The organism is Streptococcus mitis, assembly GCF_047464035.1.
Classification (GTDB): Bacteria; Bacillota; Bacilli; order Lactobacillales; family Streptococcaceae; genus Streptococcus; species Streptococcus mitis_DX.
This window is the reverse complement of the sequence record NZ_JASHCQ010000034.1, coordinates 1-14,996: the sequence shown is the minus strand read 5'-3', so window position 1 is coordinate 14,996 and position 14,996 is coordinate 1. Positions and strand designations below refer to the sequence as shown.

Annotated in this window: 14 protein-coding genes and 2 pseudogenes; 15 read left to right on the top strand and 1 reads right to left on the bottom strand. The window is 36.0% G+C overall.

What is annotated here, in order from left to right; all coding sequences use genetic code 11:
* Positions 1–214: 214 nt before the first annotated feature.
* The 8 genes and pseudogenes from QM818_RS08475 (at position 215) to QM818_RS08440 (ending at position 6,153) form a co-directional block, all read left to right on the top strand.
* Positions 215–388, top strand: a complete 174-nt coding sequence (locus QM818_RS08475) for a hypothetical protein (protein ID WP_261078171.1) — start codon at positions 215–217, stop codon at positions 386–388.
* Positions 385–462: pseudogene (locus tag QM818_RS08470) on the top strand (replication initiator protein A); the annotation flags it as partial. The gene QM818_RS08475 and the pseudogene QM818_RS08470, both read left to right, overlap by 4 nt.
* A gap of 612 nt (positions 463–1,074) precedes the next feature.
* Positions 1,075–1,758: a response regulator transcription factor gene (locus QM818_RS08465; RefSeq protein WP_000276748.1), complete on the top strand. Its 684-nt coding sequence runs from the start codon at positions 1,075–1,077 to the stop codon at positions 1,756–1,758.
* Positions 1,751–3,094, top strand: a complete 1,344-nt coding sequence (locus QM818_RS08460) for a sensor histidine kinase (protein ID WP_261081411.1) — start codon at positions 1,751–1,753, stop codon at positions 3,092–3,094. Before QM818_RS08465 ends, QM818_RS08460 begins: the two co-directional genes overlap by 8 nt.
* Before the next feature lie 170 nt (positions 3,095–3,264).
* Positions 3,265–3,951: an ABC transporter ATP-binding protein gene (locus QM818_RS08455; protein ID WP_001025883.1), complete on the top strand. Its 687-nt coding sequence runs from the start codon at positions 3,265–3,267 to the stop codon at positions 3,949–3,951.
* Positions 3,948–4,688 (top strand): lantibiotic immunity ABC transporter MutE/EpiE family permease subunit, encoded by a 741-nt coding sequence (locus tag QM818_RS08450; protein ID WP_000590350.1) that lies wholly within the window; start codon positions 3,948–3,950, stop codon positions 4,686–4,688. The genes QM818_RS08455 and QM818_RS08450 overlap by 4 nt, the downstream gene beginning before the upstream one ends.
* Entirely contained in the window at positions 4,666–5,328 is a 663-nt protein-coding gene (locus QM818_RS08445) for an ABC-2 family transporter permease (protein ID WP_084954401.1), read from the top strand. Before QM818_RS08450 ends, QM818_RS08445 begins: the two co-directional genes overlap by 23 nt.
* A gap of 162 nt (positions 5,329–5,490) precedes the next feature.
* Complete coding sequence (locus QM818_RS08440) at positions 5,491–6,153, top strand: NisI/SpaI family lantibiotic immunity lipoprotein (RefSeq protein ID WP_084954402.1); 663 nt, start codon at positions 5,491–5,493, stop codon at positions 6,151–6,153.
* Between the two features lie 213 nt (positions 6,154–6,366).
* On the opposite strand, the gene gdhA is transcribed toward QM818_RS08440, so the two are convergent.
* Entirely contained in the window at positions 6,367–7,713 is a 1,347-nt protein-coding gene (gene gdhA, locus QM818_RS08435; protein ID WP_414300157.1) for an NADP-specific glutamate dehydrogenase, read from the bottom strand.
* Positions 7,714–7,957: 244 nt separating this feature from the next.
* On the opposite strand from gdhA, the gene QM818_RS08430 reads away from it, so the two are divergent.
* The 7 genes and pseudogenes from QM818_RS08430 (at position 7,958) to QM818_RS08400 (ending at position 14,851) form a co-directional block, all read left to right on the top strand.
* Positions 7,958–8,893 (top strand): dihydroorotate oxidase, encoded by a 936-nt coding sequence (locus QM818_RS08430; protein ID WP_261081412.1) that lies wholly within the window; start codon positions 7,958–7,960, stop codon positions 8,891–8,893.
* Between the two features lie 32 nt (positions 8,894–8,925).
* The gene (gene holA, locus QM818_RS08425) at positions 8,926–9,963 is read left to right on the top strand and encodes a DNA polymerase III subunit delta (protein ID WP_261081413.1); all 1,038 of its coding nucleotides are present in this window, start codon (positions 8,926–8,928) and stop codon (positions 9,961–9,963) included.
* A 462-nt stretch (positions 9,964–10,425) separates the two neighbouring features.
* The gene (gene sodA / locus QM818_RS08420) at positions 10,426–11,031 is read left to right on the top strand and encodes a superoxide dismutase SodA (RefSeq protein WP_000974733.1); all 606 of its coding nucleotides are present in this window, start codon (positions 10,426–10,428) and stop codon (positions 11,029–11,031) included.
* Positions 11,032–11,187: 156 nt separating this feature from the next.
* Positions 11,188–11,718, top strand: coding sequence for a YutD family protein (locus QM818_RS08415; RefSeq protein WP_001224355.1), 531 nt, complete (start codon positions 11,188–11,190; stop codon positions 11,716–11,718).
* A gap of 20 nt (positions 11,719–11,738) precedes the next feature.
* Complete coding sequence (gene rlmN, locus QM818_RS08410) at positions 11,739–12,824, top strand: dual-specificity RNA methyltransferase RlmN (RefSeq protein WP_000804762.1); 1,086 nt, start codon at positions 11,739–11,741, stop codon at positions 12,822–12,824.
* On the top strand, positions 12,824–13,306 hold the full coding sequence (locus QM818_RS08405) for a VanZ family protein (RefSeq protein WP_414300156.1): 483 nt from the start codon (positions 12,824–12,826) through the stop codon (positions 13,304–13,306). Before rlmN ends, QM818_RS08405 begins: the two co-directional genes overlap by 1 nt.
* A 1-nt stretch (position 13,307) precedes the next feature.
* Positions 13,308–14,851, top strand: a pseudogene (locus QM818_RS08400) (ABC-F family ATP-binding cassette domain-containing protein).
* The last annotated feature ends 145 nt before the right edge of the window (positions 14,852–14,996 follow it).

The window sequence follows — 14,996 nt, the reverse complement described above, 5'->3', positions numbered from 1 at the left end:
TATGAATCTTTCTAATGAGTTGTTTGATCGCTTTTCATTATAGATCTTATGGGACTTTTTTTCTACACAAAAATCGGCTCTATAATATCTATAGGGGGTTACCCACTACAAATATTATAGAGCCAAATTAATTTGGCAGGGTTTTTCTTTTTAACAAATTTATCGTGGAGAACAATTGAATATTGTTCTCCTTTTTTTATTTTCAGGAGGGAAAATGACAAAAGAATTACAATCATCACGCTATATTGTCATTTCATTTTTAGTACGTGAAATGGGTATTGATATTGTTGAAGCCATCTCTCGTATGGCTGAATTAGAAAAAAGTGGCTTGGTTCGATTGGAATCAAGTGGAGATTTAATACTCAAAGAACTAGGAGGAGCGCTATGAAACGAATTACCGCAAATCAATACCAAACTTCAGAACGGTATTATAAATTACCTAAAATTCTTTTTGAGAATGAGGAGGATAGGAATACTCAACCTATCTTGAAAAGAAAAGTTGAAAAGGTCACATTTCTTTATCATCTTTAATTTAGTTTTACTTGCTTTAGCATGCTGGACAGGATATAAGTGGAAGAAGGAATAGAAAATAATCTTAACAAGTTCAAAAATTATTCCGTTTTTTAGAACATGAAAAATTTTAGAAATTGATTCTTTCTTAAATTTGAATTTCACTAGTAGTGTAAAGAAGATTTTTTCTCTGAATAAAATCTGAATTTTCTCTGATATAATCTCAAATGTCAATGTTCAATAATTGTTTCTTCAGTAGGTGATGGTAAATAATCAAGAATCATTGGAACATTACCTTGGAGAACTTAAGGGGAAGGATTATTCACATATAGATGGGAAAGTTATAGATACTCCTGCTGGATATGTAATGGCATTGACGGCACTCAAATTAGATTATTAAATATTACGAATTTTGTTCAAGATAGTGTAAAATAGATTTGTACTATTTTTTAAAAATATAATTTAAAAAATAAAGAACAATTACAAATTGATGTATTGAGACTATTCTTTGTCAAGAATACGGAGCTTTGCAGATAGTTCTCTAAAATATTTTGAGGTGATAGAATGTATAAGATATTAGTTGTAGATGACGATTTTGAAATTTTGAAACTGATGCGAACTATTTTAGAGATGAAAAACTATCAGGTAACGACGTATCAAGAAGTCACCGTACCAATCAATATTAATAATTTCAAAGGATTTGATTTGATTTTATTAGATGTAATGATGCCTAATATAGATGGTATGCAAATTTGTAAGCAGATTAGAAATAAAGTAAGCTCCCCTATTATTTTTGTTAGTGCAAAAGACACCGAAGATGATATAGTATCAGGATTGAATTTAGGAGGAGATGACTATATTACAAAACCTTTCAGCATCAATCAATTAATTGCTAAAGTTGCTGCAAATCTCAAACGAGAAGAACGATACAAACAAGGTGAATTAAGTAATCAAATTGTTCGAGAATTATCTCCAATAACGATTTATTTACAAGAAAAAATTGTTTGTATTAATGGAGATAGTCTTGCCTTTACAAGTAGGGAATATGATATCATAGAGCTATTATCTAGCAATCCAAGAAAAATTTTTACTGTACAAGATATATATGAAAACGTTTATGATGATGATGCTGAAACCCTCTTTCGTTCAATATCTGAGTATATCTATCAAATAAGATTAAAATTCTCATCCTATGGAATTAATCCTATAAAAACAGTTAGAGGTATGGGATACAAGTGGCATGATTAAGAAGAATAGTACAATTAGAGGACGTATAATAAGGACTGTTTTAGAACTAGTAACAGGTACGTTACTGAGTATACTTTTATTTTTTATATTTACTTATTTACTTGTTTTTACAGGACAATTAAATGTATACGACTCTAAAATTGAAATTTCAGTGAGTGATACCAGCAATTTAAGTGATGTAGTTCAAGCAATGAATAACTCTATATTTGACTATGTTGTATTTAATCGCAAGACAGGTACAATTGAAGAGGGTAATTATCAAAAAAAGGATTTGCCTGCCTATCGAGAAGTTTTTGCTAAAAATGAATCTGTAAGTAATAGTGAGGTGTATTATGGGTATTATGCTAATTCAGAGATTGTACTTACTGTCAGGCAACCCATGATACCTGAGTTTGTTAATCCGAATTTGCGTCACATTTCATTTAATCTATTTTCTTATTTATTTTTCTTCGTTTTCGAAACGATTTTACTCATTTGGTCACTTACAAGATTAATAAAAGAATTTTCAAAAAATTTTCTACTTATACAAAAAAAAGCTTTAAACATGGGGCAGTTAACATTTAAAGAAAAAAACATTCCCGCTCCAATACAAGAGTTCGATGAAATTCTCTCTGTATTATATCAAAAGGACGACGAGTTAACTAATTTACTCAAATCAGAAAGAAGGGAGAAGGAAGATTTATCTTTTCAAGTTGGTGCATTAGCTCATGATGTAAAAACTCCTTTAACAGTACTAAAGGGAAATTTAGAGTTGCTTGAATTAACTTACCTGACTGATCAACAGAAGGAATATACTCAGTCAATGAATAACAGTATAGTGATTTTTGAAAGATACTTTAGTTCAATGATTGATTATTCAAGATTACTAATTGAAGATAAAGATTATGGGGAACAGATATATTTATCTGATTTTTTAAGTGATCTGTCAGTAGAGGCGAAATCTGTAATGAATAATGCAAAGGTTGATTTCAAAATTATTAATACTACAAAATTAATATTTTTTAAGGGAAATCGCTTTAATTTAAATCGGGCATTAATTAACATTTTAGCAAATGCAGCAAGATATAGTTCTGGAGAAAAAAAAGTTACGCTTACTATCATTGAGGAAACAGAGTATATTAATTTTGTAGTGTGGAATAATGGTCTGCCTTTTACTGAACAGTCCTTATTAAATGCAGATAAGTTATTTTATACTGAGAATAAAGGTAGGAATAATAAGCACTATGGTTTAGGGTTAGCATTTGCTAAACAAGTTGCAACTAGACATTTAGGAGAATTGTTTTTATCAAATCCAGATAGAGGTGGCGCTCAAGTGACGTTGCTTATTAAAAAATAATTCTGTAAGGATATATTAGATAGCTTCCATATAATAGTTATGTATAAAAATAGATGGTTTTCTAAATTGAGGACTGTCTATTTTTTTAATTTTGTAAAATTGGAAATTCTGAACAAATTTTGAAAAATAAAGTATAACATACAAGTATAAAACAAGGAGGAATTATAGTTATGAATATACAAGTTCAAAAACTTAGAAAATCATATAAGGATAGAGAAGTACTGAAAAATATTTCTTTTGAAATAAAAGAGGGGAGTATTTGTGGATTATTAGGTATTAATGGTGCAGGAAAATCAACAATTATGAAGATTATTTTTGGTCTTGAAAATGCTGATAGTGGTACGGTTATTTTTAATGGGAAAAAAAATGCGGGTATATATGAGATTGGAGCGCTTATTGAAACTCCAGCTATCTACATGAACTTATCTGCTTATGATAACTTAAAAACAAGAGCATTGTTATATGACATTTCTGACGAACGAATTAATGAAGTATTAAACTTGATTGGGCTATCTAATACGGGAAAGAAAAAAGCAGGGAGCTTTTCTTTAGGTATGAAACAACGTTTGGGATTAGGTATGGCAATAATTACTAGTCCAGATTTGCTCATTTTAGATGAACCTACCAATGGATTGGATCCAGATGGTATAAAGGAATTGTTGAATTTAATGATTTCTTTAAAGAAATCAGGAATGACAATTCTTTTATCTAGCCATCAACTGTATGAAGTTAGTAAAGTGGCAGATAAAGTTGTTATTTTACATGATGGTCAAATTTTTTACGATGGTTCGAATGTTCAAAGTGATGATTTAGAATCTTTATTTATAAGAATTGTTCATGGAGGTGACGCAATATGATAAAAATATTTAAATCAGAATGGTTAAAACAGCGAAAAAATACATCCAAAAAATTCTTGATAATAGCTCCTGGATTGTCGATTTTAATAGCTGTATTACTTGTTGGACCGAGTATTCTAGAAAGTTTTTCAATATATTGGTGGGAAGCCGTCTTTTTGTACACGCTTATTGGATTGTTATTTTTATATGATTATAAAGCAGAAGAAGCTGCAGGAAACTTCCAGAATATATACTTTCGAAATGATAGCATAAAAATATATATCGTAAAGATACTTTTAAAATTAAAAGATTTACTCATTTCGAACGTATGGTTTTTAGCTATATTATTATTTACAAGTAATTTTTTGTATGGCGACTTAATATCATTGAATATAATTGGTGACTTAATTTGTTTAGTACTTATTTCGATAACATCCATATGGGTATTGCCACTCTTGTATCTATTTTCGAAACGGATCAACCCCTATATCTTAGTATCTATTAACTCCTTGATTTGTTTTTTGGTTGCACCTTTTATCGCTCAAAGTAGCTTTTGGTTCTTCTTTCCTTTTACATATCATTATAAAATTGCTTATAGTCTTATGTATATAAAACCGTCAGGAGATTTAGATTTAACAAATCATGTAACAGACGTTAAAATGGTAGTATTTACCGTATTTCTATCATTGATTCTATTTATTGTTTCTTTGTTAATGTTAAATTGGAGGTTAAGTAATGATCCAATTGCTAAAAAGTGAAATGATTAAATTTAAAGGTTCGTATCAACTATACATTATTTTGATTTTGTCTACTATACAACTATTGACAATTCCAATTTACATATTATCTGTAAATAACACAATTGTATTGGAAAATATTATCTTTTTACCCATGTTAGGCTATTGTATGATAACTACGATAATCACTTTATTAGTATCTGAACAAGAAAGCAATGCTAATAATTATCAGAATATTAAGAGTGGGAGAAATATATCCAGTATATGGGGAGCGAAACTTTTTGTGTTAGATTTACTATTATCTTTACTCACTATTCCTTTATGGGTAGTTGTAGGTATAGAGTTAGAACACTTTTCATATTATTTTTACGTAGGAATAGTTAGTTGGTTATTACTAATATTTCTAAATCATTTCCACATGCTATTGACATTGTTTATTGCGAAAGGTGGAAATTTATTTTTAGCCGTTGTAGAAAGTTTATTTATATTATTTGCAACAAATAAAGTTTTTCTTAATGTTTTTTGGATTCCAGTAATTTTACCAGTTAATATAATTTTAGAAAATAATTTTAGAAGCACAACCTATTTATTGGCTTTAATTTTTTATGTTGTATTATTGTTTGTCGCTAATTTAGTAATTGTGAGCAGAAAAGGTGTTTAATTATATATTCTGATGGAAATGAAGGAAGTGTTTAATTTTTCGATGGAAGTTTGGGAATTGTTTTGACTTTACTTCATATCCAAAATAGGTCTGTAAAGACATATTGGAGAGAGGCGTTATTGATTTTTGATAATTTAACTATAGAAAATTAGGAGGAGAACTATGAAATTCAAAAAGATCTATCTTTCCGTAATTTTTTTCTTAAGTTTACTTGGATTGGCTGGATGTACATATGAGAAGTTTGATGTTAAATTTCTCGACTCAAGTTATAATCGATTCGATTATAAAGGAGAGCATTATGGTGTAACTAATCAATTAATTTCATATGAAGATATTGAAAGTAAAGTAAGCAATCATGATGATACTTATGAAATATCTTACGATGATTCCAATAATGAAATAAAGAATGATTTGTTGGAGATTAGTGATTTATATCAAACCAAGAATAGAGAATTTGCCATAAAAATTGATAGTACTTTCTATAAATGTAAACTACTTGATAATATTTCTAAAGAAGAACTTCTAAAAGTTTCTGACTTATTTAATGTTCGCTTAGTAGGAGGATTTGCTATCAATGAGCAAGAAGCCAGAGAGTTGAAGATAGGGGAACAATTATTTACAATTACTGAAGAAATTATTCCAAAAGAAGAGCTTAGTGCTACAGTTGCTAACTTAGATAATCAAGTGAAGTCAGTCACTAGATTATCAGGGGAGCGTGAAAGTTGGAAATATGGAGAAATTTGTTCCTTAGAAAACCAGTCTATCCACGAGCAAGTAGCAGTTAAATTGAATGGAGAATATCATTTGGCTTTCTTAAGAAGCTAAACTGGGCAAAAAGTCTTTAAAAGAAAAAACGCCAAATAATAGAGCGACTACATTAGTAGCTTAAAAACATGATTAAACCGCTATTCTTAGGAGTAGCGGTTTTTCTTTTTGTTCTAAAAGGGGCAAGAAAGGGGGCGAGTAAGTAATTTTCCAACTTTTTAATTCAACATAAAAATCCCCAATCAAAGCGATTGAGGATTAAGCAAATGAGTCTTAAACAATACCTTGTGCAATCATAGCGTTTGCTACATTTTCAAAGGCAGCAATGTTAGCTCCTGCAAGGTAGTCTTTATCAAGACCATATGTTTCTGAAGTTGTTTTAGCTGTATTGAAGATGTTTGTCATGATGTCTTTGAGACGTCCATCAACTTCTTCACGAGTCCATGAAAGGCGAAGACTGTTTTGGCTCATTTCAAGGGCTGAAACGGCTACACCACCGGCATTGGCAGCTTTGGCAGGTCCGTAGAAAATACCATTTTCTTTGTAAACTTTGATGGCATCAAGGTCGCTTGGCATGTTGGCACCTTCAGATACACAGATAATGCCTTGAGCAACTAAGCGTTTAGCTGCTTCACCGTTGATTTCGTTTTGAGTCGCACATGGAAGCGCAATGTCATAGTTTCCAGCGTAAGTCCATACAGAACCTTCGTGATATGTTGCAGTTGCTTTTTCAGCAGCATACTCAGTCAAACGAGCGCGACGTTTTTCTTTAACATCAACCAATAGATCGAAGTCGATACCATTTTCATCGATGACATAACCATTTGAGTCAGATACAGAGATAACAGTTGCACCAAGTTCAGTTGCTTTTTGAAGCGCGTATTGAGCAACGTTACCAGAACCTGAAATGACCACTTTCTTACCAGCAAAGCTATTACCGTTAGCTTTGAGCATTTCTTCAGTGTAGTAAACCAAACCGTAACCAGTTGCTTCTGGACGAATCAAGCTACCACCAAACCCAAGAGGTTTACCAGTCAAGACACCAGCATCAAATTGGTTAAGACGTTTGTATTGACCGTAAAGGTAACCAATTTCGCGTCCACCTACACCGATATCACCAGCAGGTACGTCAAGTGATGGTCCGATGTGTTTTTGCAATTCAGTCATGAAGCTTTGGCAGAAGCGCATCACTTCAGCATCTGTTTTACCTTTAGGATCGAAGTCTGATCCACCTTTACCTCCACCGATAGGAAGTCCAGTCAAGACGTTTTTAAAGATTTGTTCAAATCCGAGGAATTTCAAAATCCCTTGGTTTACAGTTGGGTGGAAACGAAGTCCGCCTTTATATGGTCCAACAGCTGAGTTGAATTGAACACGGTAGCCGCGGTTTACTTGAACTTTTCCATCACGGTCAACCCAAGGAACACGGAAAGAAATCACGCGCTCAGGCTCAGTAATACGTGCCAAGATATTTTCTTCGATATACTCAGGGTGTTTTTCAAATACAGGTTCTAAAGTGTTGAAAAATTCTTCAACAGCTTGGAGGAATTCAGCCTCGTGCCCGTTACGAGCTTTTACAGTTTCAAACACGCTTTGGATATATTCTTTAGCAGATGACATATCGTTCTCCTTAAATTCTAATTTAATTATGTGAGTCATTATAGCAGAATTTTTTTAAGCTGTAAAGAGAAAAACAAAAATTTTCTAAAAATTCTTTCAATTTGATTTTTGGGGTTGTTTGAAATTGGAAATTTTAGAAAGTGGATAAAAAACGAACGTTTTTCTTATAAATGACTTTCTTGAAGAGAAAAGCTGAAAATATGGTATAATATTAGCAATAAAAGGAATCTGGAGGATCAGAATCATGGTATCAACGAAAACGCAAATTTCTGGTTTTGAGTTTGACAATTGTTTGATGAATGCAGCAGGTGTGGCTTGTATGACGATAGAGGAGCTGGAAGGGGTTAAAAACTCAGCGGCAGGAACTTTTGTGACCAAGACAGCGACCTTGGACTTTCGTCAGGGAAATCCTGAACCACGCTATCAAGATGTTCCACTTGGTTCTATCAACTCTATGGGATTACCGAATAATGGCTTAGATTATTATTTGGACTATCTTTTGGATCTGCAGGAAAAAGAGCCGAACCGGACTTTCTTCTTATCTCTAGTCGGCATGTCTCCAGAGGAAACCCATACTATCTTGAAAAAAGTCCAAGAGAGTGAGTTTCGTGGTCTGACTGAGCTAAACCTCTCCTGTCCAAATGTTCCAGGTAAACCTCAGATTGCCTATGATTTTGAGACAACAGACCGGATTTTGGCAGAGGTATTTGCCTACTTCACCAAACCTCTTGGAATTAAATTACCACCATATTTTGATATTGTCCACTTTGACCAAGCGGCAGCTATTTTCAATAAGTATCCTCTTAAGTTTGTCAACTGCGTCAACTCTATCGGAAACGGCCTTTATATAGAAGATGAGTCGGTCGTTATCCGTCCTAAAAATGGTTTTGGGGGCATTGGTGGGGAGTATATTAAACCAACTGCTTTAGCTAATGTTCACGCCTTCTACCAACGTCTCAATCCTCAAATCCAAATCATCGGAACAGGTGGAGTTTTGACTGGTCGTGATGCCTTTGAACATATCCTCTGTGGAGCGAGTATGGTGCAGGTGGGAACCACACTTCACAAAGAAGGCGTCAGTGCTTTTGATCGTATTACCAATGAACTGAAAGCAATCATGGCGGAAAAAGGGTACGAAAGCCTAGAAGATTTTCGTGGGAAATTGCGCTATATTGATTAAACTCATTAAAAAATCAGAAGAAAGGAGAGAAGATGCTAGCCATTGAAGAAAGTCAGAAATTGACTTTATCAAATTTACCTAGTCTGAGCCTATTTACAGGGACAGATCAGGGTCAGTTTGAAGTGATGAAGAGTCAAGTATTGAAACAGATTGGCTATGATTCTGCTGACCTCAACTTTGCCTACTTTGATATGAAAGAAGTAGTTTACAAGGATGTGGAACTGGAGTTGGTCAGCCTTCCTTTCTTTGCGGATGAGAAAATCGTGATACTAGACCATTTTGTCGATATCACAACAGCTAAGAAACGCTTTTTGACAGATGATGAGCTCAAGTCATTTGAGGAATACCTTGACAATCCTTCACCAACAACCAAGTTGTTAATCTTTGCAGAAGGAAAGCTGGATAGTAAAAGACGGTTGGTTAAATTATTGAAGCGTGATGCAAAGGTTTTTGATGCAGTAGAAGCCAAAGAACAAGAATTGCGCCAGTATTTCCAAAAGTGGAGCCAGAAACAAGGTCTGCAGTTTGCTAATCATTCTTTTGAAAATCTCCTCATCAAGTCGGGTTTTCAATTTAGCGAAATCCAGAAAAATCTCCTCTTTTTACAGTCCTATAAGGAAGACTCTGTTATCGAGGAAGAGGATATTGTTAACGCAATTCCCAAGACCTTGCAGGACAATATTTTTGATTTAACTCAGTTTATTCTGACTAAAAAGATGGACCAGGCGCGTGATTTGGTTAGAGACTTGACCTTGCAAGGTGAAGATGAAATCAAACTGATTGCAGTCATGCTGGGACAATTTCGAACCTTTATCCAAGTGAAAATTTTGGCGGAGTCTGGTCAAACAGAATCGCAGATTGCAAGTAGTCTAGGAAGTTTTCTGGGACGCAATCCCAATCCCTATCAAATCAAGTTTGCGCTGAGAGATTCAAGAGGACTTTCTTTGAGCTTTTTGAAGCAAGCTATTTCTTATTTGATTGAGACAGACTATCAGATTAAGACAGGTCTTTATGAAAAGAGTTTCCTTTTTGAAAAGGCACTCTTACAGATTGCTAGTCAGGTAAATTGATATTTTTTTGAAACTACAACCCGCGTCAGGATTATCTTGTCGTGGGTTTCTTAGTGATTTGCTTATTTTATACTCAATGAAAATCAAAGAGCAAACTAGGAAACTAGCCGCAGGTTGCTCAAAGCACTGCTTTGAGGTTGTAGATAAGACTGACGAAGTCAGCTCAAAACACTGTTTTGAGGTTGTAGATAAGACTGACGAAGTCAGCTCAAAACACTGTTTTGAGGTTGTAGATAAGACTGACGAAGTCAGCTCAAAACACTGTTTTGAGGTTGTAGATAAGACTGACGAAGTCAGTAACATATCTACGGCAAGGCGACGTTGACGCGGTTTGAAGAGATTTTCGAAGAGTATTATTAGAAAGTATTTCAGTGATTTCTTCATCTATAAGAAGCAAAAAACTTGAAAAAAGTGAATGTTTGCGTTATCATTTTCATATAGAAAGAAAAAGAGGTATTACAGATGGCTATTATCTTACCAGATCTTCCATATGCATACGACGCTTTGGAACCATACATCGATGCGGAAACAATGCACTTGCACCATGACAAACACCATCAAACTTATGTCAACAATGCTAATGCAGCTCTAGAAAAACACCCTGAAATCGGTGAAGACCTTGAAGCCTTGCTTGCTGATGTAGAATCTATTCCAGCTGATATCCGTCAAGCACTTATCAACAACGGTGGTGGACACTTGAACCACGCTCTTTTCTGGGAATTGATGACTCCTGAGAAAACAGCTCCTTCAGCAGAACTTGCAGCAGCAATCGATGCAACATTTGGTTCATTTGAAGAATTCCAAGCAGCCTTCACTGCAGCAGCAACAACTCGTTTTGGTTCTGGCTGGGCATGGTTGGTTGTCAACAAAGAAGGGAAGCTTGAAGTGACTTCAACAGCGAACCAAGACACACCAATCTCAGAAGGTAAAAAACCAATCTTGGGCTTGGACGTTTGGGAACATGCTTACTATGTGAAATACCGCAACGTGCGTCCTGACTACATCAAAGCTTTCTTCTCAGTAATCAACTGGAACAAAGTAGATGAATTGTACGCAGCTGCTAAATAATGATAGTTGGAGGGAAGAATTGTTCTTCTCTTTTTAAGGTTATATTATTCTGGTCTGACAAAATCGTCAGACTTTTTTCATTTTTATGAGAAACGTGCTAACTGCTAGAAATTATGGTAGAATAAAGTATTAAGTAATCGTGGAAAAAGGATATCTATGCGAAAAGAAATTGCACCTGAATTATACAACTATAACAAGTTTCCTGGTCCTGAGTTCCATTTACATGGGGACAAGGTCGAAACGGAAGGGATAGCTTTTTCCTTGGTGGAAAATATCAAGGAAGCCTTTGATGTGACGACTTTTAATCAGCGTTTTTCAGAAGTCTTAACCAAGTTTGATTATATCGTGGGAGACTGGAGCAACGAACAGCTTCGCCTACGAGGTTTTTATAAGGATGACCGAACAGAAGAAAAACTTGAAAAAATCAGTCGTTTACAAGACTACCTTTTAGAGTATTGTAGTTATGGTTGTGCCTATTTTGTCCTAGAAAATGAAGCCCCTAAGCGAGCATCATTTGACAAGAAAATGCGTAAGAAGGAAGAAGAAACACCTTCTAGAAAAGGAAAGAAGCCGACTCAAACCAAACGAAAACCGAATTCAGATAAGAAAAATAGACGTCGTCAGAAAGACCAGCATTCTCAGAAAGAGGACAAGGGACAACGTCATTTTGTCATTCGTCAGAAGTGAGTAGAGAATAAGGAGAAGAAATGAAACCGTCAATTTATAGTTTAACACGTCAAACCATGCAGGAATGGGTTTTGGAGCAGGGAGAAAAGAAATTCCGTGCAGACCAAATCTGGGAATGGCTTTACCGTAAACGTGTCCAGTCATTTGAAGAAATGACCAACCTTTCTAAGGATTTGATTGCTAAGCTTAATGACCAGTTTGTGGTCAATCCCTTGAAACAACGTATCGTTCAAGAGTCTGCTGATGGGACAGTTAAATATCTTTTTGAATTGCCAGATGGTATGTTGATTGAGACAGTACTCATGCGTCAACACTACGGTTTATCTGTCTGTGTGACGACTCAGGTCGGATGTAATATCGGTTGTACCTTCTGTGCTTCTGGTTTGATTAAGAAACAACGTGACCTCAATAACGGTGAAATCGTAGCGCAAATCATGCTGGTTCAGAAATACTTTGATGAGCGTGGTCAGGATGAACGCGTCAGCCATATCGTTGTCATGGGAATTGGTGAGCCCTTTGATAACTACAACAATGTCTTGAATTTCGTTCGTACTATCAACGATGACAAGGGAATGGCCATCGGTGCTCGTCATATTACGGTTTCAACCTCAGGTTTGGCCCATAAAATTCGTGACTTTGCTAATGAAGGCGTACAGGTCAATCTTGCAGTTTCCCTTCACGCACCTAACAATGAATTGCGTTCAAGCATCATGAAGATTAACCGTGCCTTTCCGATTGAAAAACTCTTTGCTGCTATTGAGTATTATATCGAAACAACAAACCGTCGTGTGACCTTTGAATACATCATGCTCAATGAAGTCAATGACGGTGTTGAACAGGCCCTTGAGTTAGCTGAATTGCTCAAGAATATTAAGAAATTGTCTTATGTAAACTTGATTCCTTACAACCCAGTTAGTGAGCATGACCAATATAGCCGTAGTCCTAAAGAGCGCGTGATGGCTTTCTATGATACGCTTAAGAAAAAGGGGGTCAACTGTGTGGTTCGTCAAGAACATGGTACAGATATTGATGCAGCTTGTGGACAATTGCGCTCTAACACAATGAAACGTGACCGCCAGAAAGCAGTCGCAGCAGTCAATCCTTAATGATGAAGAAAACTTATAATCATATTTTAGTATGGGGAGTCATTTTCTATAGCATTTGCATTGTCTATTTTTGCTTTATTCCTCAAGGACATTCTCCCGTGGGAGTGGAAACTCCAGGTATTCAGCATCTTGGACGCCTGGTTTTTCTTTTGACTCCTTTCAATTCTCTCTGGAAACTGGGCCAAGTGAGTGATGTGGGACAATTATCTTGGATTTTTTTACAAAATATCCTCAATGTCTTCTTGCTTTTTCCTTTGGTGTTCCAACTCCTTTATCTCCTTCCAAACTTGCGGAAAACAAAAAAGGTGCTACTTTTTAGTTTTCTAGTGAGCCTTGGAATCGAGTGTACGCAGTTAGTCTTGGACTTTTTCTTTGATTTTAATCGCGTCTTTGAAATTGATGATTTGTGGACCAATACCTTGGGTGGCTATCTGGCTTGGTTCCTATATAAACAATTACATAAAAACAAGATAAGGAATTAAAATGAGTATTTTAGAAGTTAAAAATTTGAGTCACGGTTTTGGTGACCGTGCAATTTTTGAAGATGTTTCCTTCCGTCTTCTCAAAGGAGAACATATCGGTCTGGTCGGTGCTAATGGTGAAGGAAAATCAACTTTTATGAGCATCGTGACTGGTAAGATGTTGCCAGATGAAGGGAAGGTTGAGTGGTCCAAATATGTGACTGCTGGATACTTAGACCAACATTCTGTCTTGGAAGAAGGACAGTCGGTGCGTGATGTTCTCCGTACAGCCTTTGATGAGCTGTTTAAAGCAGAAGCTCGTATCAATGACCTTTATATGGAAATGGCTGAAGACGGGGTGCGGATGTTGATGCTCTCATGGAAGAAGTGGGAGAACTTCAAGACCGTTTAGAGAGTCGTGATTTCTATACTTTGGATGCTAAGATTGATGAAGTAGCGCGTGCCCTTGGTGTCATGGACTTTGGCATGGATACGGATGTAACCTCTTTGTCAGGTGGGCAAAGAACCAAGGTGCTTTTGGCTAAACTTCTCCTTGAGAAGCCTGATATCTTGCTGTTGGACGAGCCGACCAACTACTTGGATGCTGAGCATATTGACTGGCTTAAGCGCTATCTCCAAAACTATGAGAATGCCTTTGTCCTCATTTCACACGATATTCCATTCCTGAACGATGTGATTAATATTGTCTATCATGTGGAAAATCAACAGCTGACGCGTTACTCTGGTGACTACTACCAGTTCCAAGAAGTCTATGCCATGAAGAAATCCCAGCTGGAGGCGGCCTACGAACGTCAGCAGAAAGAGATTGCCGACCTCAAGGACTTTGTTGCTCGGAACAAAGCGCGTGTTGCAACACGAAACATGGCCATGTCTCGTCAGAAGAAATTGGATAAGATGGATATTATCGAACTCCAAAGTGAGAAACCAAAACCATCCTTTGATTTCAAACCGGCCCGTACACCAGGGCGCTTTATCTTCCAAGCCAAGGATTTGCAGATTGGTTACGACCGTCCTCTGACTAAGCCTTTAAATCTTACCTTTGAGCGCAATCAAAAGGTTGCCATTATCGGTGCTAATGGTATCGGGAAAACAACTCTCTTGAAGAGTCTCTTGGGGATTATTCCGCCAATTGCTGGGGAAGTTGAACGAGGTGATTACCTAGAACTTGGTTACTTTGAACAGGAAGTAGAAGGTGGCAATCGTCAAACACCACTTGAAGCTGTCTGGAATGCCTTTCCTGCACTCAACCAAGCAGAAGTTCGTGCAGCCCTTGCCCGTTGTGGTTTGACAACCAAGCATATTGAAAGCCAAATTCAGGTCTTGTCAGGTGGGGAACAAGCCAAGGTTCGTTTCTGTCTCTTGATGAATCGTGAAAACAATGTTTTAGTGCTGGACGAGCCGACCAACCACTTGGATGTGGATGCCAAGGATGAACTCAAACGCGCTCTTAAAGAATACAAAGGATCTATCCTTATGGTCTGTCACGAACCAGACTTTTATGAAGGTTGGATGGACCAAATCTGGGATTTTAATAATTTAACTTAAGAATGAGGACAAAAGAAAGGCTCTTTGTCAACTGTAGTGGGTTGAAGAAAAGCTAAGCTCGAGAAAGGACAAATTTCGTCCTTTCTTTTTTGATGTTGAGAGCGATAAAAATCCGTTTTTTGAAGTTTTCAAAGTTCCGAAAACC

What these genes read in the sequence shown, in the direction of transcription:
- QM818_RS08460 (WP_261081411.1), top strand. Translation starts at nt 1,751, where the DNA reads ATGATTAAGAAGAATAGTACAATTAGAGGACGTATAATAAGGACTGTT.
- QM818_RS08445 (WP_084954401.1), top strand. Translation starts at nt 4,666, where the DNA reads ATGATCCAATTGCTAAAAAGTGAAATGATTAAATTTAAAGGTTCGTAT.
- QM818_RS08475 (WP_261078171.1), top strand. Translation starts at nt 215, where the DNA reads ATGACAAAAGAATTACAATCATCACGCTATATTGTCATTTCATTTTTA.
- QM818_RS08455 (WP_001025883.1), top strand. Translation starts at nt 3,265, where the DNA reads ATGAATATACAAGTTCAAAAACTTAGAAAATCATATAAGGATAGAGAA.
- holA (WP_261081413.1), top strand. Translation starts at nt 8,926, where the DNA reads ATGCTAGCCATTGAAGAAAGTCAGAAATTGACTTTATCAAATTTACCT.
- sodA (WP_000974733.1), top strand. Translation starts at nt 10,426, where the DNA reads ATGGCTATTATCTTACCAGATCTTCCATATGCATACGACGCTTTGGAA.
- QM818_RS08465 (WP_000276748.1), top strand. Translation starts at nt 1,075, where the DNA reads ATGTATAAGATATTAGTTGTAGATGACGATTTTGAAATTTTGAAACTG.
- QM818_RS08450 (WP_000590350.1), top strand. Translation starts at nt 3,948, where the DNA reads ATGATAAAAATATTTAAATCAGAATGGTTAAAACAGCGAAAAAATACA.
- QM818_RS08430 (WP_261081412.1), top strand. Translation starts at nt 7,958, where the DNA reads ATGGTATCAACGAAAACGCAAATTTCTGGTTTTGAGTTTGACAATTGT.
- QM818_RS08405 (WP_414300156.1), top strand. Translation starts at nt 12,824, where the DNA reads ATGATGAAGAAAACTTATAATCATATTTTAGTATGGGGAGTCATTTTC.
- rlmN (WP_000804762.1), top strand. Translation starts at nt 11,739, where the DNA reads ATGAAACCGTCAATTTATAGTTTAACACGTCAAACCATGCAGGAATGG.
- QM818_RS08440 (WP_084954402.1), top strand. Translation starts at nt 5,491, where the DNA reads ATGAAATTCAAAAAGATCTATCTTTCCGTAATTTTTTTCTTAAGTTTA.
- QM818_RS08415 (WP_001224355.1), top strand. Translation starts at nt 11,188, where the DNA reads ATGCGAAAAGAAATTGCACCTGAATTATACAACTATAACAAGTTTCCT.
- gdhA (WP_414300157.1), bottom strand. Translation starts at nt 7,713, where the DNA reads ATGTCATCTGCTAAAGAATATATCCAAAGCGTGTTTGAAACTGTAAAA.